At 53.1% G+C, this 23,681-nt stretch carries 21 protein-coding genes; 15 read left to right on the forward strand and 6 right to left on the reverse strand.

Annotation, left to right across the window (positions count from 1 at the left end; genetic code table 11):
- Positions 1-10: 10 nt before the first annotated feature.
- On the forward strand, positions 11-1,423 hold the full coding sequence (gene gndA, locus AC0LWT_RS29835) for an NADP-dependent phosphogluconate dehydrogenase (protein WP_474684921.1): 1,413 nt from the start codon (positions 11-13) through the stop codon (positions 1,421-1,423).
- A 37-nt stretch (positions 1,424-1,460) separates the two neighbouring features.
- Here gndA and AC0LWT_RS29840 read toward each other — a convergent pair whose 3' ends face one another.
- Positions 1,461-1,766, reverse strand: a complete 306-nt coding sequence (locus tag AC0LWT_RS29840) for a hypothetical protein (protein WP_474684922.1) — start codon at positions 1,764-1,766, stop codon at positions 1,461-1,463.
- 173 nt (positions 1,767-1,939) lie between these two features.
- Between AC0LWT_RS29840 and AC0LWT_RS29845 the strand changes: the two genes are divergently transcribed.
- A complete protein-coding gene (locus AC0LWT_RS29845) occupies positions 1,940-2,464 on the forward strand; it encodes a shikimate kinase (protein ID WP_474684923.1) in 525 nt (174 codons plus the stop codon).
- Between the two features lie 67 nt (positions 2,465-2,531).
- Here AC0LWT_RS29845 and AC0LWT_RS29850 read toward each other — a convergent pair whose 3' ends face one another.
- Positions 2,532-2,822, reverse strand: coding sequence for a rhodanese-like domain-containing protein (locus AC0LWT_RS29850; protein ID WP_474684924.1), 291 nt, complete (start codon positions 2,820-2,822; stop codon positions 2,532-2,534).
- Between the two features lie 123 nt (positions 2,823-2,945).
- Between AC0LWT_RS29850 and crcB (AC0LWT_RS29855) the strand changes: the two genes are divergently transcribed.
- Genes crcB (AC0LWT_RS29855) through AC0LWT_RS29875 form a run of 5 tightly spaced genes read left to right on the forward strand, consistent with a single transcriptional unit; the run spans position 2,946 to position 6,278 of the window.
- On the forward strand, positions 2,946-3,332 hold the full coding sequence (gene crcB / locus AC0LWT_RS29855; RefSeq protein ID WP_474684925.1) for a fluoride efflux transporter CrcB: 387 nt from the start codon (positions 2,946-2,948) through the stop codon (positions 3,330-3,332).
- On the forward strand, positions 3,329-3,688 hold the full coding sequence (gene crcB, locus AC0LWT_RS29860) for a fluoride efflux transporter CrcB (protein WP_474684926.1): 360 nt from the start codon (positions 3,329-3,331) through the stop codon (positions 3,686-3,688). The genes crcB (AC0LWT_RS29855) and crcB (AC0LWT_RS29860) overlap by 4 nt, the downstream gene beginning before the upstream one ends.
- Positions 3,689-3,703: 15 nt before the next feature.
- Positions 3,704-4,999 (forward strand): 3-phosphoshikimate 1-carboxyvinyltransferase, encoded by a 1,296-nt coding sequence (gene aroA, locus AC0LWT_RS29865; protein WP_474684927.1) that lies wholly within the window; start codon positions 3,704-3,706, stop codon positions 4,997-4,999.
- 32 nt (positions 5,000-5,031) lie between these two features.
- A complete protein-coding gene (locus AC0LWT_RS29870; RefSeq protein WP_474684928.1) occupies positions 5,032-5,841 on the forward strand; it encodes a C39 family peptidase in 810 nt (269 codons plus the stop codon).
- A gap of 11 nt (positions 5,842-5,852) precedes the next feature.
- A complete protein-coding gene (locus AC0LWT_RS29875; protein ID WP_474684929.1) occupies positions 5,853-6,278 on the forward strand; it encodes a CoA-binding protein in 426 nt (141 codons plus the stop codon).
- Between the two features lie 84 nt (positions 6,279-6,362).
- Here AC0LWT_RS29875 and AC0LWT_RS29880 read toward each other — a convergent pair whose 3' ends face one another.
- Positions 6,363-6,926 carry an NAD(P)/FAD-dependent oxidoreductase gene (locus tag AC0LWT_RS29880; RefSeq protein ID WP_474684930.1) on the reverse strand — a complete coding sequence of 188 codons (564 nt, stop codon included), beginning with the start codon at positions 6,924-6,926 and terminating at the stop codon, positions 6,363-6,365.
- Between the two features lie 204 nt (positions 6,927-7,130).
- Between AC0LWT_RS29880 and AC0LWT_RS29885 the strand changes: the two genes are divergently transcribed.
- The 7 genes from AC0LWT_RS29885 to AC0LWT_RS29915 all read left to right on the forward strand — a co-directional run bounded on the left by AC0LWT_RS29885 (position 7,131) and on the right by AC0LWT_RS29915 (position 14,504).
- Positions 7,131-7,769 (forward strand): hypothetical protein, encoded by a 639-nt coding sequence (locus tag AC0LWT_RS29885; protein ID WP_474684931.1) that lies wholly within the window; start codon positions 7,131-7,133, stop codon positions 7,767-7,769.
- Positions 7,770-7,878: 109 nt separating this feature from the next.
- The gene (locus AC0LWT_RS29890; RefSeq protein WP_474684932.1) at positions 7,879-9,768 is read left to right on the forward strand and encodes a glucose PTS transporter subunit IIA; all 1,890 of its coding nucleotides are present in this window, start codon (positions 7,879-7,881) and stop codon (positions 9,766-9,768) included.
- A complete protein-coding gene (ptsP, locus tag AC0LWT_RS29895; RefSeq protein WP_474684933.1) occupies positions 9,765-11,522 on the forward strand; it encodes a phosphoenolpyruvate--protein phosphotransferase in 1,758 nt (585 codons plus the stop codon). Before AC0LWT_RS29890 ends, ptsP begins: the two co-directional genes overlap by 4 nt.
- A complete protein-coding gene (locus AC0LWT_RS29900; protein WP_474684934.1) occupies positions 11,506-12,036 on the forward strand; it encodes a type 1 glutamine amidotransferase domain-containing protein in 531 nt (176 codons plus the stop codon). Before ptsP ends, AC0LWT_RS29900 begins: the two co-directional genes overlap by 17 nt.
- Before the next feature lie 141 nt (positions 12,037-12,177).
- A complete protein-coding gene (locus AC0LWT_RS29905; RefSeq protein WP_474684935.1) occupies positions 12,178-12,585 on the forward strand; it encodes a hypothetical protein in 408 nt (135 codons plus the stop codon).
- 169 nt (positions 12,586-12,754) lie between these two features.
- Positions 12,755-13,759, forward strand: a complete 1,005-nt coding sequence (ccpA, locus tag AC0LWT_RS29910) for a catabolite control protein A (protein ID WP_474684936.1) — start codon at positions 12,755-12,757, stop codon at positions 13,757-13,759.
- A gap of 43 nt (positions 13,760-13,802) precedes the next feature.
- Positions 13,803-14,504 carry a 5'-methylthioadenosine/adenosylhomocysteine nucleosidase gene (locus tag AC0LWT_RS29915; protein ID WP_474684937.1) on the forward strand — a complete coding sequence of 234 codons (702 nt, stop codon included), beginning with the start codon at positions 13,803-13,805 and terminating at the stop codon, positions 14,502-14,504.
- A 256-nt stretch (positions 14,505-14,760) separates the two neighbouring features.
- Here the strand turns inward: AC0LWT_RS29915 and AC0LWT_RS29920 are convergent, their stop codons facing one another.
- Both AC0LWT_RS29920 and AC0LWT_RS29925 read right to left on the reverse strand, forming a co-directional pair.
- On the reverse strand, positions 14,761-15,948 hold the full coding sequence (locus tag AC0LWT_RS29920; protein WP_474684982.1) for an acetoin utilization protein AcuC: 1,188 nt from the start codon (positions 15,946-15,948) through the stop codon (positions 14,761-14,763).
- A gap of 38 nt (positions 15,949-15,986) precedes the next feature.
- Entirely contained in the window at positions 15,987-16,625 is a 639-nt protein-coding gene (locus tag AC0LWT_RS29925; RefSeq protein WP_474684938.1) for a GNAT family N-acetyltransferase, read from the reverse strand.
- Positions 16,626-16,867: 242 nt separating this feature from the next.
- Between AC0LWT_RS29925 and acsA the strand changes: the two genes are divergently transcribed.
- Positions 16,868-18,592, forward strand: coding sequence for an acetate--CoA ligase (gene acsA / locus AC0LWT_RS29930; RefSeq protein ID WP_474684939.1), 1,725 nt, complete (start codon positions 16,868-16,870; stop codon positions 18,590-18,592).
- 1,897 nt (positions 18,593-20,489) lie between these two features.
- Here the strand turns inward: acsA and AC0LWT_RS29935 are convergent.
- Positions 20,490-23,645, reverse strand: a complete 3,156-nt coding sequence (locus AC0LWT_RS29935; RefSeq protein WP_474684940.1) for a transglycosylase domain-containing protein — start codon at positions 23,643-23,645, stop codon at positions 20,490-20,492.
- Positions 23,646-23,681 lie beyond the last annotated feature (36 nt).

The following is a 23,681-nucleotide window of genomic DNA, read 5'->3' on the forward strand; positions in this document are numbered from 1 at the left end:
TATGAGAGACATGTCCAAACAACAAATTGGTGTCGTCGGTCTTGCGGTCATGGGGAAAAACCTGGCGCTGAACATTGAAAGCAGAGGTTTCAGCGTATCGGTCTATAACCGTTCCCCGGAAAAAACAAAAGAGCTTCTGGAAGAAGCGCCCGGCAAGAAACTGACAGGTACATACAGCATTGAAGAATTTGTGCAATCTCTGGAAGTGCCGCGCAAAATTTTGATCATGGTCAAAGCGGGCGGCCCTACTGACGATACGATCAACCAACTGCTGCCTCATTTGTCCAAAGGCGATATTTTGATCGACGGAGGCAATGCTTTCTTCCCCGATACGCAGCGCCGCAACAAAGAGCTTGAAGCGCACGGCATCCGTTTTGTCGGCACAGGCGTTTCCGGCGGCGAAGAGGGCGCATTGAAAGGGCCGTCGATTATGCCAGGGGGCCAAGAGGACGCTTATAAGCTTGTCGAGCCTATTCTGACGGCGATTTCCGCCAAAGTGGGCGGCGATCCTTGCTGTACGTACATCGGTCCCGACGGTGCCGGCCACTATGTGAAAATGGTGCACAACGGTATCGAGTACGGCGACATGCAGCTGATTTGCGAAGCTTACCAACTGTTGAAAGACGTGCTGAATGTGAGTACGGAAGAGCTTCACGAGATTTTCACGGAGTGGAATAACGGAGAGCTGGACAGCTATCTGATTGAAATTACGAAAGATATTTTCACGAAATACGATCCGGAAACCGGCAAGCCGATGGTCGACGTCATTCTCGATTCCGCAGGCCAAAAAGGAACGGGCAAATGGACAAGCCAAAGCGCACTGGATCTTGGCGTTCCGCTTTCCATCATTACGGAATCCGTCTTCTCCCGCTTCATTTCGGCGATGAAAGCCGAGCGCGTCGCGGCCAGCAAAGTGCTGAAAGGACCTGCGGCCCCAGCTTATACCGGCGATCGCAAAGCGTTTATCGAAGCGGTTAGACAGGCGCTGTACGCAAGCAAAATCTGCTCTTACGCGCAAGGCTTCGCACAGATGAGAGCCGCTTCCGAGGAGTACAACTGGAACCTGAAATACGGCAGCATCGCAATGATCTTCAGAGGCGGCTGCATCATTCGCGCAAGATTCCTGCAAAACATCAAGGACGCGTACGACCGCGATTCCGAGCTGAAAAACTTGCTGCTGGATTCATACTTCCAAGGTGTGGTCGATAAATATCAACAATCGTGGAGACAAGTCGTCGCTGAGGCTGTAACCCGTGGTATTGCAGTGCCTGCGTTCGCTTCCGCGCTTGCATACTACGACAGCTACCGCACGGAAAGATTGCCTGCCAACCTGCTGCAGGCGCAGCGCGATTACTTCGGCGCACATACGTTCCAGCGTGTGGACAAAGAAGGCTCCTTCCATTTCAACTGGATGGAGAACTAATCGGCGGGCGGCGGGGAGAGGGGCCGCACTTGCAGGGCTATTTTGAAGTATCTTCCTGCAAGCCGTATGCCGCTTCCCGCAGCCACATTTTCAGGCGGTCGGCTTCTTGGTCGAACCCGTTGCGGCGGTGAATGAGCATCATCGCGACTTCAGCAAAATAACGAAAATTTTTCATCAGGCGTGGTTGACTAAGATCCAGCATTTGCGGGTCTTCTTCAGCCACTTTTTTCTTAATAAACTCCAATATCCAGATGACGTCATCTTTGCACAGCGGATAACCGGGGTGTAAAATCTGTTCCAGTTTGCCTTTGGTGTGATTGGTATAGGTGGAAGTTACGTTCAAAGCTCCATCTCTCCTTGCAGATTTATGGTCTGTAGTTCCATCTTTACTGTTCATGCTGGAATATATTCACATTACTATATGTTTTTTTGACATCATGTATTCATCGCAGCCCGGTTTATGGTATGATATTGGGTAAGTTTGCGCAAAAAAGCGATTCGGAAAAGGGGATTGGCGTGAGTACGAGCAATATCGTTCTGGTAGGATTTATGGGTACAGGCAAATCGACGGTTGGAAAAAGTCTCGCCGCACGCTTGGGCTGGACGTTTCTCGATTCGGATACCGTCATCGAACAGCAGAGTCAGACGACGGTGTCTGAACTGTTTCGGATACATGGAGAGCCGTACTTTCGGGAGTTGGAGAGTCAGGCATTATCCGATATATTATCGCAAAGCAATCAAATTTTGGCGACCGGCGGCGGAGCCGTGCTTGCCGGCAAAAACCGGGCCTGCATGCAGCAAAACGGCTTCGTTGTCGCGCTCAAAGCTTCTCCTGAAGTAATTATTCAAAGAGTGAGCAGCGACCAAAGCCGTCCTTTGCTGCAGGGCAATTTGGAAGAGCGGGTTCATACGCTGCTGGAGCAGCGCAGACACGCTTACGATTTCGCGCATCTGGCGATCGATACCTCCGAGCTGGACCCCGATCTAATTGCCGATCTGATTATGGAAAAAGCAGGGCTTAAGGGTGCCGACCGAAGTTAACGCCTAGGAGTCTGTCCGATGAACCACGTAGAAGGTATGCACTAAACCAACTCCGTCGGACAGACTCCTAGTTAGGCCACTCCAGCATGCCGCCGGTCATATTTTTAAGGCCTTTGTATCCGAGCGATTCGAGGTAGCCCAGCGCCTTGCCGCTGCGGTTTCCGCTGCGGCATACGAGAATAATTTCGCTAGCCTGCGGAATTTCGGCGTGCCTTTCCGGCAGCTCGCCGAGAGGGATATGCTTCGCTCCGGGAATCATGCCTGCGGCAACTTCCTCGTCTTCGCGAACATCGATAATCGTAAGCTGTTCGCCCTGTTCCAGGCGTTTTTTGATTTCGGACGGTACAATCGTATCCATGTAAGACCTCCGCATGTCGTAATAGCTGGGAAGAAGTCCCACCCTAGCTTTAATGATAGGAAGAAAGCGGTTGGTTGTCAAACCGCGGGAAATGCCAATTCGATACAAACGGGGGGAGTTCGATTGACTTCGGTCTATATCGGTATAGCCGGCATTTTGGGGGCGCTGACCCGCTACGCGATTTCACTTTCATGGAATCCGGCTTTGCCGGAATCGTTTCCATGGGGAACTTTGCTGTGCAATTTCGCGGGGTGCCTGATGCTCGGTTTTTTTGCCTTCGCCGCTAAGCTTATGCTGCCCGACAGTTTGCGGGCTTCAATTACGGTTGGGTTCATCGGCTCTTTCACGACGTTTTCCACCTTTAGCTACGAAACGGTCGATATGCTGCGGACGGGTCATGTACTGCAGGCTTTCCTGTATACTAACGTCAGCTTATGGGGGGGACTCGCCCTGGCCTGGCTGGGAAGCCGGCTGGGTCAATCTTTTCGCAGCAGGGGGGAACAATTATGACAACGTGGCTCTGGCACGTTTGTTTGGTAGGGGGCGGAGGCTTTGTCGGGGCAATTAGCCGTTATCGAATGTCCCTTTACATGAGCAGAAGGTTTCCAAGTTCTATTCCGTATGGTACACTGACTATAAATCTGTTAGGCAGTTTTTTGCTCGGTTGGCTTATGAAATACCATGCGTCGGACGATTGGAAACTGCTGATCGGAACGGGTTTTATGGGTGCCTTTACGACATTTTCAACGCTTGCGCTTGAGAGTGTGAAGCTTTTGCAGGCAGGAGCATGGAACTATTGGCTTCTTTATACGCTGCTGAGCTATACACTCGGCATTGCGCTTGCGTTTGTTGGATATTACATATAGGGAGAGATCGAACTGATGAAGGCCATCGTCAAGCCAACCGCTCGTCTGCAAGGAGAAATTAACGCATTATCGTCCAAAAATTACACAACCCGCTACCTGCTGATCGGAGCGCTCGCGGAAGGGACAAGCACGATTTATTATCCGGCTCACAGCGAGGATAGCGATGCTATGCGGCGCTGCGTGCGCGACCTCGGAGCCGTAATCGAAGAGGACGACGAGAAAATCGTCATCACCGGATTCGGCAAGCATCCCAAGCACGTATCCGAGCTGAATGTCGGCAACGCCGGCGCGGTGCTTCGCTTTTTGATGTCCACCGCCGCATTTTGTCCTGACCTGACGTTCGTCAACACGTATCCCGATTCTTTGGGCAAACGCCCGCACGATGACTTGATCGACGCTTTGCAGCAAATGGGCGTCGAAGTGCAGCACAATAACGGGCGGCTGCCGATCACGATAAAAGGCGGACAGCCACGCGGCGGCAAAATTACCGTTTCGGGCAATGTCAGCTCGCAATTTTTAAGCTCTTTGCTGTTTATGACGCCGCTGCTCGAAGAAGACAGCGAAATTGAAGTTTTGCACGACTTGAAATCGAAAATCATCGTCAGACAGACGCTGGAAGTGCTCGAACAAGCAGGAATTAAAGTCGAGGCAAGCGAAGACTTGATGCATTACAAAGTGCCGGGCAGACAAGCTTATCAGGCCAAAGAATATGTCATCCAAGGCGATTACCCGGGTTCCGCGGCCGTATTGGCGGCGGCGGCCGTAACTCACTCGGATGTCCGCGTGCTGCGTCTGGAAGAGAACAGCAAGCAGGGCGAGAAGGCGTGCGTGGACGTTCTGCAGGCCATGGGCGTCAATCTGACGCATAACAACGGAGTAGTCCATGTTCGCGGCAATCAGCAGCTTAAAGCCGGAGAGTTCGACGGGGATCACTTTACGGATGCGGTGCTTGCCATGGTGGCTGCCGCGGTGTTTGCCGAAGGCACCTCCCGGTTTTACAACGTGGAAAACTTGCGCTACAAAGAGTGCGACCGCATCACGGATTACTTGAACGAGCTGCGGAAAGCCGGCGCGGATGTGGAAGAGCGCCAAAGCGAAATCATCGTGCACGGCAAGCCTCAGGGCGTAGAAGGCGGGGTAGAGATTAACGCTCATTTCGACCATCGCGTGATCATGGCTTTGACGGTCGTCGGCCTTCGCTCGGAGAAAGGGCTCGTTATAAAAGATGCGCACCATGTCGCCAAATCGTACCCGCAATATTTCGATCATTTGCGTTCTATCGGCGCCCAAGTAGAACTGGTTAGCGAATAGCAATTTTCTAAAATAGCGAACAGGTGATCAGCATGACGATACTATGGCAAGGATTAAAGGTGACGTTTGGCTTTTTTCTCATAGCAGGGCTTATATTTGCCAGCGCCGTCTTTTCTGTTTTGCTGTATGGCAAAGCAACGGGAAGGGAACCAATGCTTTTCGCATCCGGCACGGCGCTGGTCGCTCCCGAGGCGACGGCCGCGTCTGCCGGCACCCCGACGCCTGCTCCATGGCAAAAGCCGGCCTCCGCCATGATTGATGCGCCTATCATCAAACAGCTGCCGGAGCTTCCGGCAGGATGCGAGATCACCAGCCTCACGATGCTGCTGCAGTTCAACGGCATCTCCAAAACGAAAATGGAGCTGGCTGCCGAATTGCCTGTCGACAAGACGCCGGTTGTTTTGAACAGCGACGGTTCCATTCAGTTTTGGGGGAATCCGAATACGGGCTTTGTCGGCGATGTAACGAGGAAACAGCGGGGCTTCGGCATTTATCATGCCGGCCTGTTTCCGCTTCTCAAGCAGTACATTCCGCAAGCCTTGGATGTGACGAATCAAGATTTTAGTACATACGAAGAGCAAGTGGCGAAGGGAATTCCGGTTATGGTCTGGACGACGATCGACTTTAACATCCCTTACAAATGGGTCACTTGGGATACACCGATCGGACCTATCCAAACGTCATTTGCGGAGCATGCCGTTTTATTGGTAGGATATGATGAGAACAACGTTTATTTGAATGATCCGTTAAGCGGCAAGAAGCAGTTTCAAGTCGATAAAGCTCAATTTCTCGAAAGCTGGGAAGCTATGGGAAAACAGGGCTTGACGTATTCGAGCAAATAGGAGGGAAACGTATGGCATTTGAAAATCCGCCGCGGGAACGCATCAAGGAACTGCTGGCAAAAGCGGGAAACATCGCTGTCGTAGGTCTGTCGGACAATCCGGACCGGACGAGTCATATGGTTGCAGCGGCTATGCAGAGCAGAGGGTACCGGATTATTCCCGTAAATCCGAACGCGACGACGATTTTAGGCGAAACTTGCTATCCGTCGTTGTCGGACATTCCCGAGCCGGTCGATATCGTGAACGTATTCCGCCGCGCGGACCAGGTCGTTCCCATCGCCGAGGAAGCGGTAAAAATCAAGGCCAACGTGTTTTGGCTGCAGCTTGACATCGTCAACGAAGAGGCGGGACGCATTGCCGCCGAAGCCGGACTCGAGGTCATCATGGACCGCTGCATTAAAGTCGAAGACGCGGTGTTGAATCCCAGAAATCAGTAGTATGTTAAGCATTGCAGCCACAACGCGCAAAACCGCCCGGTTCTTACGAAAGTAAGAGCGGGCGGTTTGTTTGTTTCATGGCTTTTACGATTTCATTACGTCGTGATCGACATAACGCTCGCCGTTTAATTCGCTGATGACATTGATGGCTACTTTGGCCCCATCGCCTGCCGTAATAATCGTATGTACGCTTACGCCGGCGGTTGTTCCGGCGGCCCATACGCCGGCCATGCTTGTTTTGCCTTGTGCGTCCGCATCGACAACGTTTTTAATGCGCGGCTCTGTGCCTGCCTTTGTCTGAATGCCGGCGGCTTCGGCGAGCTCCACGGACAAGCCTGTCGCCAAAATAACGTGCTTGCCTTCATAAGAACCGTTTTCGGTCGATACGCGCAAGCCTTCACCCGTTTTTTCCAACTGTTGGGCTTTGCCTTGTACGAACTCGGTTCCGAACTTCGCTGCCTGCTTCTTTCCGGTTTCCACAAGGTCCGGTCCGGAAATGGCGTCGACACCGTAATGATTTTCCACCCATGCTCGTTTGGTAATGCTTTGATCGTTGTCGATTACAAGCGTCGATTTTCCCGCTTTGGCTGTGAATAGCGCTGCGCTTGCACCTGCCGGGCCTGATCCGATAATGATAACATCGTACATGTAGCGTCACTCCTTTTAATTTGAAAAATAGGGATTCAAGAAGATTATGACATATAAAAAACTACATAGTCAATTTCTATGTATAATAAGTATGCTTAATCGCTATCCAATAGCTTCCATAAATAAAAAAAACGCAGACGGTTAGAATAAAAAAGGCTTCTTAAAGGAGGCTCAATCAACTGACAATTAAAGGAGGATTTACGCGTGTACAACAATATTAACAATTTCGGGTCTTCTTCCTTCGGGCAGTCGTCTCAAGGCGGGGGCTCCCAATATCAAGGCTTCCAAAAGCAATACCAACCTATAGGTTATGTTCAATCCTTCTATGGAGCGAACGCCGCACAAGGCAGCCAAGGCTGGGGGACACAAGGAGCGTCTTCCGCTTCTTACCATACTTCCCAATACCGCGGCAACCAAACAGGCCATGACAACTACCTCCGTTCCGATTCGCAAAATCCTAGCCATTACCAAGCTTCAATTCCGTCTTATTCCGGCATGAATCAAGCGCAAAACCAATTCGGGTCCAGTCAATCCCAGTTTGGCCAACAAAATCAACAACAATACGGTCAACAACAGCAACCATACAGCTCCAATCAATTCGGCCGCGCCGCAACCGGCAATCAATCCTACGGTCAGCAATGGGTATCTCCGACGGCATACCATACCACTCAATACCGCGGCAATCAAAGCGGCCATGACAACTACCTGCGTTCGGATTCCATGAATCCGGCGCAGCATCAATCCGGCAGCTATCAAAGCGGAATGGGCGGTCAAAGCTTTTCCTCCTTCAGCACAGGGATGAACCAAGCCGGCCAGCAGTTCGGATTTAACTCCGCGTATTAAAAACGGGAAACCTATGCAGGAGCAGGTCGGTCATCGGCCTGCTTTTTGTTTTTGACAAACAGGCTGACAAGCTATACGATTTGGTATAGAGAGAGGAGGTAGCATTTGTGTGAACTGGATGGGAATTTTGCAGCAGCTCGGCCGCTCTTTAATGCTGCCTACGATCGCTCTGCCAATCGCTGCTGTGCTGCTTCGCCTGGGGGATCTTCCGTGGGATGCCGTTCATGCGTCCGGCTTCGGGGATATGCTGCTGCTGGCCGGGAATACCATCTTCGAATACATACCGATCATTTTTGCAGTCGGTGTCGCGCTTGGGCTTACGGAAAGCGCAGGCATTGCCGGCCTGTCCGCGATGCTGGGTTACTTTATGTTCACGCGTCTTGTGGAGCATGCGCTGGGCGCGCAATTTCAACTCGGCGTATCCGGCGGAATAATGATCGGTCTTATCGCTGCGATCATCTATCACCGTTTCAAGGAGTTCCAACTCCCGGAATACATCCAGTTTTTCGGCGGTCCGCGCATCGTGCCACTTGTCATGGGGCTGGCCACGTTTATTGTCTCTTACCTGATGATTTGGATCGGCCCTTCCTTGGAAATGGCGATGGGCAAGCTCACCCAATGGCTGCTCGGGCTCGGAGGCTTCGGTACGTTTCTCTACGGCGTCATTCACCGTCTGCTCGTTCCGTCAGGGCTGCATCACATCCTGAACAATTTTTTCTGGTTTCAAATCGGCTCCTATGAAACGCCGGACGGAAAGATGGTCTACGGAGACTTGCCGCGGTATTTTGCAGGGGACCCGAGCGCAGGGATTTACATGGCGGGATTATACCCGATCATGATGTTCGCCTTGCCGGCGATCGCGTTTGCCATCATTCAGGAAGCCAGGGAAGACCTGAAGCCGAAAATCAAAGCGACATTTTTAACCGCCGCGCTGGCTTCTTTTTTAACGGGCGTTACTGAGCCTATCGAGTTTGCGTTCATTTTTGTCGCGCCGTACTTGTTTTTTATTCATGCGCTTTTGTCCGGCGCCGCTATGTGGATCGCCTATGAGCTGGACATTCATCACGGTTTTTCCTATTCGGCCGGGGCGATTGATTATGTCATCAATTTGCACCTGTCGCACAACGGGCTGCTTTTGCTGCCGCTGGGAATTATTTATGGGCTGCTTTATTACTTTTTATTTCGCTTTGCCATACGCCGGTTCCAGATTCCGACGCCAGGGCGGGAAGAAGGCTCCTCACTCGAGGAGTGGGCGGGAGATATTCCGTACCGTTCCCCGCTTATATTGCAGGCGCTCGGCGGCAAAGACAATATCAAAAAAATTGAAGCCTGCATCACCAGGCTGCGGCTTACCCTTGCCAACGATCGTTTGATGGACATTACGGCTTTACGCCATTTGGGTGCGGCAGGCGTCATACGTCTTGGGGGAGGCAATGTGCAAGTCGTGTTCGGTACGTTCTCGGAGCTAATACGCGAAGAGATCGTGAAGGTGCTGCGAAAAGACATCCAGCCGGTGCTGTTCAGCGCGCCGATGCAAGGCAGGATGATCTCGATTGAAGAAGTGCCGGATCGCATCTTTGCATCCAAACTGGTCGGCAACGGAGTCGCTTTTATTCCTGAGAAAGGCGAATTGGTTTCACCCGTAGCGGGAACTATTATGCACGTCTATCCGACGATGCATGCGCTGGGGATCCAGACTCAGGAGGGGCTCGAAGTGCTGCTGCACATCGGAATCGATACGGCAAGCTTGCCGGGCAAATGCTTTACGGCGGTCGTGAAAGAAGGCGATCACGTAGAACCCGGGCAGCTGCTCGTCAAATTCAATTTGAACAAAGTGAAAAAATTAGCTTCATCACTGGCGACACCTATGATTATTACAAATCCGGATTTGGTTAGATCCTGGAGCTTCGCTCCGTTTAAAGCTGTTAAAAAAGGCCAAGCATCCGTGATGTCCGTCGTCTTAAAGCCTACAAAAACGCCGGGGGGAACTAACGGATGATCAGAGGGATAGGAGCGTCATCAGGGATCGCGATGGGTCAAGCTTTCGTGATCCCGACATGGGAGTGGGACTTTCCTGAAAAAATGATTGATGTAACGGATTTAGCGTATGAATTCGAGCGCTTGTACGACGGGATTCAATCCTCCAAGCATGAGCTGGAGCTGATCAAGCAGGAGATCAAGGAAGTTGTCGGACAGGATCAGTCTTATATATTCGACGCTCATCTGGCGATACTGGAAGATCCGATATTCATGAACGAAATTCAAGGCATTATCGAGCTGCAGTACAAAGCGGCGGAAGTGGCGGTCAAAGAGGTCATCGACAAGTTCGTCGGCATGTTCAATCTTATTGACGACGAATATATGAAGGAGCGGGCGCTGGACATCAAAGATGTCGGCAACAGGCTGCTGAAGCATTTGCTCGGCGATACCGACAGCAATGTGCCGCCTATCGACCATCCTTATATTTTGGTCGCCAAGGAGCTGACGCCGTCGCAGTTGGCCCATCTGGATCCGGCCAAAGTGCTGGGGCTGGTGACCATACTCGGCGGGACGCATTCCCACGTGTCCATCATGGCGAGGGCGATGTCGGCACCATACGTTCTCGGCCTGGAGGGCAAGCTGCTAAGGCCGATCCAGAACGGCGATTTCCTGATCATTGACGGTCAGGAGGGGACGCTTTACATCAACCCGGATCCGGTCACCATCGAGCGGTACAAGGCCAGAAAGCGGAATTGGCTGGAGTTCAAGGAAAGCCTGCAGGAGATTGCCAATGTTCCGCCGATGACCGTGGATCAAAAGCTGGTCCATCTTCATGCAAATATGAACTCCGTCATGGAAATCGATCAGGTGCTGAAAAGCGGCGCATCGGGGGTCGGGCTGTTCCGCACGGAGTACATTTACATGGACCGCGAATCTTTGCCGAGCGAAGAGGAGCAGTTCGAAGTGTACAGGCACGCGGCTATCCAGCTGCAAGGCCGGCCGATCATCATCCGGACGCTGGATATCGGCGGAGACAAGAAACTCGACTATTTGCCCTTGGCCAAAGAGGACAATCCGTTTCTCGGCTACCGCGCCATCCGCATTTCTTTGGACCGCAAGGACTTGTTTAAAGCGCAGCTGAAAGCTATATTAAGAGCAAGCAGCTACGGCAACGTCAAGCTCATGTATCCGATGGTTACGACTTTGGGCGAAGTGCGCCAGGCGAAAGCTTTGCTGGAAGAAGCCAAGCAGGAGCTGCGCAGCCAGGGAGCCGCTTTCAAAGAGGACATCGAAGTGGGCCTTACGATCGAGGTGCCGGCGGCCGCGCTTATTGCCGATGTGCTCGCCGGCGAGGTCGACTTTATCAGCATCGGCACGAACGATCTTGTCCAATACGTGCTCGCCGTCGATCGCATGAACGAAAATATCGCGCATATGTACGATCCTTTTCATCCTGCGGTGATCCGGCTGTTGAAGCACGTGATCGAATCCGCGCAAAGCGCCGGAATTCCGGTCGGCGTATGCGGCGAAATGGCGGGAGACATTCGGGCGCTGCCGATCTGGCTGGGGCTCGGCATCGAGGAGCTCAGCATTTCCGTGCAGTCGCTGCTGCAGGTGAAGCACCGGTTGTTAAGCAGCGACGCTTCCAAATGCCGCCACTTGGTCGACCAAATCATCGCTTGCAAATCAAGCGAACAAATTAAAGAGCTGCTTGTTCAGGCCGAACAGGCGGCAACTGCTTCGGGAGGGAATTCGAATGGTGTTAACAGGTAACAAAGTGCTCGCTTTTGTCGACGAAGAGTTTGAAGATCTGGAAATGTGGTATCCGGTGCTGCGGTTAAGAGAGTCGGGCGCCGTCGTGGATATCGTAGGACCGAAGGCACAAACCGTCTATCACGGCAAATACGGCGTTCCGATTACTACGGATTACGCTTTCTCCGAGGTGAAATCGTCGGATTACGCCGGGCTGTACGTTCCGGGCGGATGGGCTCCCGACAAGCTTCGCCGCTATCCGGATGTGCTGCGGCTAACGCAGGAATTTCATGCCGCATCCAAGCCGATCGCACAAATATGCCATGCCGGCTGGGTGCTCATTTCGGCCAAAATCGTCAAGGGCTATACCATGACGTCGACCCCGGGCATTCGGGACGATCTCGAAAATGCAGGCGCTATATGGGTTGACGAGGAGGTTGTCGTCGACCGGAATATCGTTTCCGGACGCCGTCCGCCGGACCTTCCGGCATTTACGAAACAGTTCGTGGATGTGCTCGCGAAGTTTGTTGGTTAATTACCTGCAATTCGGCATCCCGCTTCCAGAGGTGGCAAAAACTACTACTTATTTTTCGGAAGGAAATTACGAGAAGAAGTAGAATACCATAGTACAAGAGCAAGTAACGTACATGCCGCCTGTTATGAAGGAGTGCTAAGGATGCAAAAGTATTGCAAATGCGGACGTTCGATGAATTTACGTCTGCGGACGGTGATCTACCAAAACAAAGTTGACATTGAAAATGTGCCTATTTACTCTTGCGAAGCATGCGGCCGCAGCGAGGTAGTTCCCCATGTCAAACCAGAGCTTACAGGACTGATCGGAAAATTGGGAAGCAAGCCTGACAAGCAGCAGTTCTTTTTTCAAGAAATTTCCGAAGTCGCTTATTTGCTGCTTAAAGTAACGGAAAAAGAGCATATGAATGATTCGATGGAAAAAATTGTCGAAGAACGGATCAATGAACTTCTTGACATTTTGCTGCTGGCGCAATCGCTCGGAGATATGCCTTGGACGGAAGAAGTCCGCAAGCGTCTGGCGCAAATTACGCAAAGTACGATATCGACATAAAAACACGCAGCCAATCTCCCGCGAGGTTGGCTTTTGCAAATGAAATGAAATTATTTTCAAAAAATTTTCAATCCATTTTCAATATGCGTTGCAAGATGCATGAATTTGTCGTATCATAACTGTAACATGCTAGGATCGCAGAATACTTTTGAATATGGAGAGAGTAAACGTGACCGTAACCATTTATGATGTAGCACGCGAAGCAGGAGTTTCCATGGCGACCGTTTCCAGGGTCGTGAACAACAATCCGAACGTAAAACCTCAAACACGAAAAAAAGTATTTGAAGCGATCGAACGGCTCGGGTACCGCCCGAATGCTGTTGCGAGAGGTCTCGCGAGCAAAAAAACGACGACTGTCGGCGTCGTCATTCCCGATATTTCCAACTCGATTTTTGCTGAAGTTGCCCGCGGAATCGAAGATATTGCTAATATGTACCATTACAACATTATTTTGTGTAATGCTGATAAAAAGAAGGAAAAAGAAATTCGCGTCATCAATACGCTGCTGGAGAAGCAGGTTGACGGACTGCTATTCATGGGCGGCGTAGTCACGGAGGACCATATCCAGGCGTTCCGTACGTCTTCAGTCCCAGTTGTGTTGTGTGGTACGAAAGACGAGAACCATACGATGCCGTCCGTGGATATCGATCACGAGAAGGCCGCTTTTGACGCTGTGAACGTGCTGATTGCGGAAGGGCATCGCGATATCGCGATGATTTCCGGAACGCTGCAGGACCCGGCTAACGGTTTCGCCCGTTATCAGGGGTACAAAAAAGCTCTCGAAGCGGCGGGCATTGAAGTTCGCGACGAATTCGTCAGGATCGGCAATTACCGTTACGAGTCCGGTATCGAAGCGGTTAAATATTTTCTGGAGCTTTCGCCGCGACCGACCGCTATTTTCTCCGCGACGGACGAAATGGCGATCGGGGCCATTCATACGATTCAAGATTCGGGACTCAAGGTGCCGCAGGACATCGCGGTCATCAGCGTAGACAACATCCGCATGGCTTCCATGGTCAGACCGACGTTGACGACAGTGGCTCAGCCGATGTACGACATCGGCGCCGTATCGATGCGTCTGTTGACAAAGCTGATGAACAAAGAGTCCACGGACAATATGCAGGTCATTTTGCCGCACGAAATTATTTACCGTCAATCGGTGGCTCATTCCTAATGAGCCATCTTTCTATTTTGGTCAGAGATGGGGAAAACGGATCATGACATGGAATAAAATCGCGCTGATCGGCGCCATGAACGAAGAGATCGAACTGCTGCTTGGCTCTATGGAGCATGTCGGCGAAACCGTCAAAGCCGGCATTACATTCCGCGAAGGCGAATATTTCGGGAAACAGGTTGTCGTCTGCCGTTCGGGCGTCGGCAAAGTAAACGCAGCGGTAACGACTCAAATCCTTATCGACCATTTTGGAGTCGAAGCGGTCATCTTTACCGGCGTCGCCGGAGCGCTGGACCCTGAATTAAACATCGGGGACCTGGTCATCTCCAGCGAGTGCATGCAGCACGATATGGATGTGACGGCGTTAGGCTTCCCGAGAGGCGTCATTCCTTACGAAGCCAAATCGCTGTTTGAAGCGGACGCGAAGCTGGTCGAACTTGCCGTCGCTTCGGGAGAGCGGCTGTTTCCAGGCAGAGTGAAGCTCGGAAAAGTGTTATCCGGCGATCAATTCGTCGCGAGCCGGGAACTGGTCGCACAGCTCCATCGGGAGCTTGGAGGGACCTGCACGGAGATGGAGGGAGCGGCCGTCGCGCAAGTATGCTCGATGAACGGCATTCCGTACGTCGTCATCCGCTCCATGTCGGACAAGGCCGACGGTTCCGCCCATGTGAACTTTGCCGAATTCACGATCCAAGCATCCGAGAACTCGCACAAAATGGTGGAAGACATCGTCAAACACCTGTAATAACGGCAAGAGCAAGTGGCCGGACATGAAAAAAGGCGCCTCCATAACCACGATAACAAGTGGGGATGAGGCGTCTTTTTGCGTGGGGCGCTCGATTTGCGATGAAAAACAGGGTCCAAGCCCGACTTGCAGCGCTCCCTTCCGCATTGGCACAACAAAAGTCAATTGGCTTCGTGTCCCCGGGTGGGGGGCTTAGAGCAAACGGTTAGACCGGCGGTGAATGAAAAGATAGGACTCCTTGCAAGGCGGCTATGCGCTATTTCAGGTACATCATGGCAAGCTCCTTCGTCTGCCTGTTGCGCTCGGTAATCTCCCGGCGCCGCGGAATCGGCGGCCACTCCTGCACCGGGTCCAGCCACGTCTGCGGCAGCTGGACCGGGCTTTTGCCCTGCCAGGCGTCGAGCCACGCCTGGGGCAGCCGCAGCTGGGGCTCCGCATCCAGCTGCCCGGCCAGCGCCTGCTCGCTCATTTCGAGCCAGAGCAGGCTCCAGGCCCGCGGTACGACGCGCCAGATGTCGTACCCGCCGCCCCCGAGCGCAATCCACCGCCCTTCGCACCAACGGTGCGCAAGGGAGTGGATCAGCTCGGGCATGGCTTTGTACACGCGCATGGAGCAGTGCACATGCGCAAGCGGGTCGAAAGCATGGGCGTCGCACCCATGCTGGGAGACGATCACGTCCGGCCGGAAGCGGGCGACGGCTTCGGTCAGCACTTCGCCGAAGCATTCCAGCCACGACTCGTCCTCGGTGTAGGGCTCCACCGGGACGTTCAGCGACGTGCCGAACGCGTCGCCCTCGCCGCGCTCGCCCACGGCTCCCGTGCCGGGGAACAAAAATTTCCCCGTCTCGTGAATGGAAAGCGTGCATACTTGCGGATCGGCGTAAAAGCCCCACTGAACGCCATCCCCATGATGCACGTCGGTATCGACGTACAGCACCTTCGCGCCGTACGTCTCTTTCACATGCGCAATCGCCGCGGATGCGTCGTTGTAGACGCAGAAGCCGGCGCCCTTGCTGCGCAGCGCATGATGCAGCCCGCCGCCCAGGTGCAGGGCGTGCGGGGCCGCGCCGGACATCACCAGCTCCGCTGCGGCGATGGAGCCGCCTACGACCGTTGCCGTGACGTCGTGCATCCCGGCAAAATAAGGCGTGTCGTCGGTGTCGAGTCCGAAGCGTTCCGCTTCACGGACCCAACGCTCCTCCGGCACGGGCAAGCTAAGCGCTTTCACGGCTTCGATGTAAGCGGGAGCGTGAACCCGCAGCAGCTCGTCGTCCGCTGCCGCCCGCGGAGCTTTCAGCGCGCTGTCCGGGAGCGCGCCTGCCTTGCGCAGCAGGTCTACGGTCATGACCAGCCGATTTTGATTGAAAGGATGCTCATCGTTGAATTTATACTTGGTCTCACCGTCATCATAAATAAAGACGGGGCGTTTGTCGTTCTTTTTCATATCGTTTACTCCCCTGGGCACATGCTTGCGTCCAAAATTTAATACATGAACCGCTGATGAAAGCGAATGCGGTCAAACTGCTCGACGGACGAAAGCGGAACCTGCTTTCCGATGCGCACCATAAGGCAGTTGGCGGGATGCGAGCAAATTTCGGGATCGTCGGTGGCGAACCAGATCATGTCCACACTTTTCATCAATTTTTCCATCATTTGGCGATACTCCCAAACGCTCAGGCCGCTGTTTTCGAGGTCCCAATGCCAGTAATATTCGGTCGTAAAGCATATGACGTTTTCAAGCTGGCCATCCTCAAAAGCTAGCCGGATCAGTTTTTTACCCAGTCCCATAGACCGGTAATCGTCCGCGACTTCTATTGCGCCAAGCTCAATGAGATCTTGCATGTTTCCTTCCGACCAGCGCTCGATTTCATCCGGATAATGAAAGGTCACATACCCGACGATCGTCGTTCCGTCCCGGGCGAGGACAATCCGCCCTTCGGGCAATTGAGCGATTTCGATCAACGCTTCAAGTTGTTCCTTCGGCCTGCGGAACGCATCCAGCTTCGGATGCATCGCAAGTTCCTGCAAGCTTCCCGGTGAAACGGGACCTTCGACGACGATTTCGGGCTGATCCGGAGCGTTGCGAAAGCTGTGCGAGTGATACCGTTTGATATGCTGCATAACTTCGGCTCTCCTTTTAAAAAACGGCATGATGGTGAAATTTCTCTTCGGATGAAGGTCGTTATAGTTAACTTATAGCAGACTTTCCGGCCGAATAAAAGAGCAGCAACGCAAACAATTTGGCGTAGGCGAAAAAATTTCATTGTGTTATAATAGAATAAGTCAAAAATTGATCACATTTTGCGCGAAAATTTCATTTAAATGAAAGCGTTTTAAGATGCGCGAGGAGGGTTTTATTTATCATGGAGCAAATGAAAGCGGAACTCATTGAACCGGTGTCTACGAACCCCAACATGAACAGCTACGAGCAGACATATGAGGCTTTCGACTGGAAGGAAATCGAGCAGAGCTTCTCTTGGCATGAAACCGGAAAGCTGAACTTGGCCTACGAAGCGATCGACCGTCATGCGGATTCATCCAGGAAAGATAAAATCGCTTTGTATTACAGCGACGCTCAAAGGGAAGAAGCGATTACGTTCGGGCAAATGAAAGCGAAATCAAACCAGTTCGGCAACGTGCTTCGCGGCTTGGGCGTGGGTAAGGGTGAGCGGGTTTTCATCTTCATGCCCCGGACTCCCGAGCTTTACTACGCTTTGCTGGGCACGATTAAAGTAGGCGCGGTTGTCGGACCTTTATTCGAGGCTTTTATGGAAACCGCCGTGAGGGACCGGCTGGAAGACAGCGCGGCAGTGGCGATCGTCACGACGCCGGCTTTGTTGTCTCGCGTACCGGTGAGCCAGCTTCCTCATTTGAAGCACGTCATTCTTGTCGGCGAGAACATTGAGCTTGGCGAAGGCCAAGTCGATTATTACGCGCAAATGGCGACCGCATCCATGGAGCTGGATATCGAATGGGTCGACCGCGAGGACGGACTCATCATTCATTATACATCGGGATCTACCGGAAAGCCGAAAGGCGTGTTTCATGTTCACAACGCGATGATTCAGCACTATTATACAGGTAAAATCGTGCTTGACTTGAAGGAAGACGACGTGTACTGGTGCACGGCCGACCCGGGCTGGGTTACCGGCACTTCTTACGGGATTTTCGCGCCATGGTTGAACGGGGCTACCAATGTGATCCGCGGCGGCCGGTTCAGCCCGCAGGATTGGTACAACACGATTCAAAAGTACGGCGTAACCGTATGGTACAGCGCTCCGACCGCTTTCCGGATGCTGATGGGGGCGGGAGACGAAGTTGTGGGGCAGTTCGATCTGTCGTCGCTGCGCCATGTTCTCAGTGTCGGCGAGCCGCTGAATCCGGAAGTCGTTCGCTGGGGACTTAAAGTATACGGACAGCGCATCCATGATACATGGTGGATGACGGAGACCGGCGGCCATCTCATTTGCAACTATCCGAGCATGGCGATCAAACCGGGATCGATGGGGCGTCCCATCCCCGGCGTTCAGGCTGCCATCCTGGATGACGCGGGCAATGAGCTTCCGCCGTATCGCATGGGCAATCTGGCCATCAAGACGCCTTGGCCGTCGATGATGCGCAAAATTTGGAACAATCCGGCCAAATACGAAGAATATTTCCGCATTGCCGGCTGGTATATTTCCGGCGATTCCGCTTACCGGGACGAGGACGGCTATTTCTGGTTCCAGGGCCGCGTCGATGACGTCATCAACACGTCGGGCGAGCGCGTAGGGCCATTCGAGGTGGAAAGCAAGCTCGTCGAGCATCCGGCGGTAGCGGAAGCGGGCGTAATCGGCAAGCCGGACCCGATGCGCGGCGAAATCATTAAAGCGTTCATCGCGCTGCGCGAAGGCTACTCGCCATCCGACGAGCTGAAAGCGGACATTTCGAAATTCGTAAAAGAAGGACTGTCCGCACATGCGGCTCCCCGTGAAATCGAATTTAAAGATAAGCTGCCGAAGACCCGCAGCGGAAAAATTATGCGCCGCGTGTTAAAAGCTTGGGAGCTGAACTTGCCGACAGGCGATTTGTCTACAATCGAAGATTAGTTGGTTCAGCTTGATCATCGCGAAAAGCCCCTGTTCCACCGCAGCGAGCGGTGGAACAGGGGCTTTTTGATTGGATCGGCTGCGTCGTTGGGAGCGCAGCCATGTGTGTGAAGCAGCAGGCTACCGCTGGAAAGCCTGCGAAAGTGCAGGCTTTTTCGGCCGGATCGGGCCGTTTGGAGGAAAAGCCTGCAATTGTGCAGGCTTTTCTAGGCCAAATGGGGCTGAGCCCAAATTTCAGCCGAAAAAACTGCACATTTGCAGGAATAGTCCCGCGGCACGGGTAACAAGGAGCAAAAAGATGCACATTTGCAGGCTTTCTGCGCGCAACTGCTAGTGGGACGAGACGAGCAAGCGTCTCGACACGGTCAGCAGCCCGGCTACCGCTGGAAAGCCTGCGAAAGTGCAGGCTTTTTCGGCCGGATCGGGCCGTTTGGAGGAAAAGCCTGCAAATGTGCAGGCTTTTCCAGGCCAAATGGGGCTGAGCCCAAATTTCAGCCGAAAAAACTGCACATTTGCAGGAATAGTCCCGCGGCACGGGTAACAAGGAGCAAAAAGATGCACATTTGCAGGCTTTCTGCGCGCAACTGCTAGTGGGACGAGACGAGCAAGCGTCTCGACACGGTCAGCAGCCCGGCTACCGCTGGAAAGCCTGCGAAAGTGCAGGCTTTTTCGGCCGGATCGGGCCGTTTGGAGGAAAAGCCTGCAATTGTGCAGGCTTTTCTAGGCCAAATGGGGCTGAGCCCAAATTTCAGCCGAAAAAACTGCACATTTGCAGGAATAGTCCCGCGGCACGGGTAACAAGGAGCAAAAAGATGCACATTTGCAGGCTTTCTGCGCGCAACTGCTAGTGGGACGAGACGAGCAAGCGTCTCGACACGGTCAGCAGCCCGGCTACCGCTGGAAAGCCTGCGAAAGTGCAGGCTTTTTCGGCCGGATCGGGCCGTTTGGAGGAAAAGCCTGCAAATGTGCAGGCTTTTCCAGGCCAAATGGGGCTGAGCCCAAATTTCAGCCGAAAAAACTGCACATTTGCAGGAATAGTCCCGCGGCACGGGTAACAAGGAGCAAAAAGATGCACATTTGCAGGCTTTCTGCGCGCAACTGCTAGTGGGACGAGACGAGCAAGCGTCTCGACACGGTCAGCAGCCCGGCTACCGCTGGAAAGCCTGCGAAAGTGCAGGCTTTTTCGGCCGGATCGGGCCGTTTGGAGGAAAAGCCTGCAAATGTGCAGGCTTTTCCAGGCCAAATGGGGCTGAGCCCAAATTTCAGCCGAAAAAACTGCACATTTGCAGGAATAGTCCCGCGGCACGGGTAACAAGGAGCAAAAAGATGCACATTTGCAGGCTTTCTGCGCGCAACTGCTAGTGGGACGAGACGAGCAAGCGTCTCGACACGGTCAGCAGCCCGGCTACCGCTGGAAAGCCTGCGAAAGTGCAGGCTTTTTCGGCCGGATCGGGCCGTTTGGAGGAAAAGCCTGCAAATGTGCAGGCTTTTCCAGGCCAAATGGGGCTGAGCCCAAATTTCAGCCGAAAAAACTGCACATTTGCAGGAATAGTCCCGCGGCACGGGTAACAAGGAGCAAAAAGATGCACATTTGCAGGCTTTCTGCGCGCAACTGCAGTGGATGCGCCAGACACTCTGCGAAGGGGTACCAGCCGGCCCACATCTCGGCAGCCTCTGAGCAGCCTGTCGGCCGTGCTGTTGTGTTAGAGAGCAAGCGTCTCGGCAAGGGCTAGCGGGTCAGCTCGCATCTCGGCAGCTCTCCGAGCAACCTAACGGCCCGTGCCTGTGCCATACGGGCAAACGTCCCATCCCGGCTAGCCCTCCGTGCAGCACGGCGACCCGTGCCGGCCCGCTTGAAAATGAAGAAAGACCCGGTTTTCCCGGGTCTTTCTTCATTTTAATTGTTATAAGCGATCGCAGCCGACGCTTTGGATTCGCCCGCCTCGTTGACGGCGGCTACTTTGTAGTAGCCGTTGTACGACGAGGCGAAGTAGTGAAACTCGGTAGCATCTTTCACGGAACCGAGCTTGGTGTAGGTTCCTTTTTCTTTGTCGCTGTAGTAGACGATATACTGCTTCACTTTGTCTTTGGCGGCGTTGGCTTTCCACGATATGACGATGCCGTTGGCGTCCTCTTTGGCCTTCAAGCCTGTCGGCGCGGAAGGTACGTCTTTCGCGCTGCCGCCCTGTTGTCCGCCGTTAGGCGAGCTTTCCGGCTCGCTTGTCGCTCCCGGCGAAGGGGAAGCGCCGTTCTTGCCCTCGCCGCCGGTTTCGCCGCCGGGGTTTCCGGGGATTTGGGTGCCGTCCGTCGGAGGGACGAACAGCGTATCCAGCGAGCTTCCATCCGTGTAGGCGGATCGGCTTGGCGGCGATTCCTTGCCGGCCACATCGACTGCGGTGATGTAATAGCCCATTAAAGCCGAGGCCGGAACCTGGTCTACAAATTTCGTCTCGTCGCCTGCCATAACGACTTTTCCGCTGAGCAGCTGGAATTTGCCGTGGTTGTCGGAACGGTAGATGCGATAACCGACAAGGTCGGGATTAGGGCTGGCCTGGAACGTTATGACAGACGTATCTCCGGACTTGGTGGCGACAACCGAGGTCGGCGCGGTCGGTTCTTTGCCGTCGTCGACGCGCGGGTCGACTTCGGAAGGCGCGTCGGAATCGTAATCGACAGGCTTGTAGTTATCGATCGATTTCCTGCTTTTTTCAGGAAGCTTGTTCATGGCGGCCTGAACTTCTCTTAACAGCTGGCTGATCGATTTTTGCCGTTTGATTACGGTTTTTTCCTGTACGAAATCAGCCGGCGTATTTTCCTGGGCAATGTAGTTAAGCCCGTCGTAAGTGCTGATTCTCGCGTTGACCATAACATCGTCGGTTTCTGACGGCACATATTTCTGATTGAAAATATCGGTGACCAGATGCCCGGTTTTGCTGGTCAGATCGCTAGGCAGCTTGCCGGAAAGGTCGGAAACAGTTGCTGAGACGATGCCTTTCGGCTTCTCGAACGTTTTGGTCGGGAAGAGCTCCGGTTTTTTCTCAATCGCACTATTCATGATAAGCGCCCAAATATCTTTGGCATGGTAGGTCTGCAATGTTTTCGCCGACAATTTGTTAACCGGCTGATCGTAGCCGATCCATACGCCAACCGTAATGTCCGGCGTGAAGCCCATGAACCAGGCGTCGGCGTCGTCCTGCGTCGAGCCGGTTTTACCGGAAATCTCGATTTTGCCGTACGATTTATATTTTTTCATCAGATCCGTCGCCGTACCTTGGGAAATGACCGTTTTCATCATATCGGTAATCAGGTAGGCCGTCTGCTCGGAATAGGCGGTTACGGGCTCGGACTTATGTTCATAAATTGTATTTCCGTTGGAATCCTTGATTGCGCGTATCATATACGTTTCATTAAATACGCCTTTGTTTGGAACCGAAGCGTAGGCGCCGGTTAATTCTTTGACCGAGGTACCGCGGCTTAAACCGCCGATAACGCCTGTCTGCGCATAATAGTCTTCTTTTTGCAGCGAAGTAATGCCTAATTTTTTGGCAAAATCCCAGGCTTCGTCGATGCCGACCTTATTCAGGAACAGATCGATGGCGGGAATGTTGTACGATTGGTTCAAGGCTCTCCGGGCCGTCATCAAACCGTGGAACTTGTGATCCCAGTTCTCCGGAAGATGGAAGCCTTTCACGCCATCCTTGAGAATAATCGGCACGTCGTCGATAACGCTGGCCGGTTGAATTGCACCACTCTCCAGGGCGGGTATGTATGCGGCGATCGGCTTCATGGTGGAGCCGGGCTGCCGGAACGCCTGTGTGGCATGATTCAGCTGCTCCTGGAAAAAGTCGCGGCCTTCAATCATCCCTTTGATGGCGCCCGTCTTGCTATCGAGCATGATGGCGCCAACTTGTTCCGTGCCTCTTTTGTCCTTCGGCGCGAAATTTTTGTCGTTGCCGGAAATTTCGTGCATGGAATCGTAGATGGTCTTGTCGATCGTCGTGTAAATCTGGTAGCCGCCGCGCAGCAGCTGCGCTTGCATGCCTTTGAAAGCTTCGTTATAGGCGGCCTGATCTTTTTTGGGATCGAGGTCGGGCTTTTGCAGCTTGAGCAAAATTTCGGTAGCTTCTCTTTCGGTTTCGATCATCAAATAAGGGTATGTCGTGTACGCTTTTTGCGACGGCTGCGGCATCGTTGATTTGAGATCGAAATTAAGCGCTTGCTGGTACTGAGCGTTCGTAATTTTTTGCTCCTCGAGCATTCGCTTGAGCACTAATTGCTGACGGGTTACAGCCCGTTTGAATCCGTCCGGATCGAATTCAGGCTTGCTCGTATAAGCGGAGTACTGGGAAGGAAGCTGGGGCAGTCCCGCCAGATAAGCCGCTTGGGCAACGTTCAGCTTGTTGAGGTCGTCAATGTTGAACAAGCCTTTGGCCGCCGCTTTGATGCCGTACAGATTATAGCCGGTATAGCCGTTTCCGTAAGGAATTTTATTTAAATAGGCGAGCAAAATTTCGTCTTTCGACATCAGGCGTTCCAATCGCAGCGCCAGCAAAATCTCTCTGGCTTTGCGCCCGTCGTCCCGGTCGAGCGTCAAAAATACGCGCCGGGCAAGCTGTTGGGTGATCGTGCTGCCGCCCGTCTGTACGTCTTCATTCAGCAGCTTCTGGGTAACCGCGCGGTACAGTCCGCGGAAATCGATGCCCCGATGATTGTAAAAATCTTTATCCTCGATGGCTAGAACCGCATCCAGCACGACTTGGGGAATGTCGTTAAGCGTGGCGAGCCGCCTGTCTTCCTCCGTCCGCAGCTGCCCGATGACCGCGTCATCATTGAAGTAGGCGAAGCCAGTGACGGCATTGTCCTGTATTTGCTGGCGGATCGTATCCGCGCTGCGTACCGGATCTTTTTTGACCAGCGCGCTGACATAGCCGAATGCGGCAAATCCGCCCAATAATCCGGCCAGGAAGGCGGTGATGATCGTCCACTTCAAAGTTATCCAACATACTTTCAGTGTAGTTCTTAACCTGGGATGTTTGGTGAAAAATTTACTCATAAGTTCCAGTTTCCTCCTAACATGAACGCTACTAGT

It is taken from the genome of Paenibacillus sp. sgz302164, from assembly GCF_056120505.1.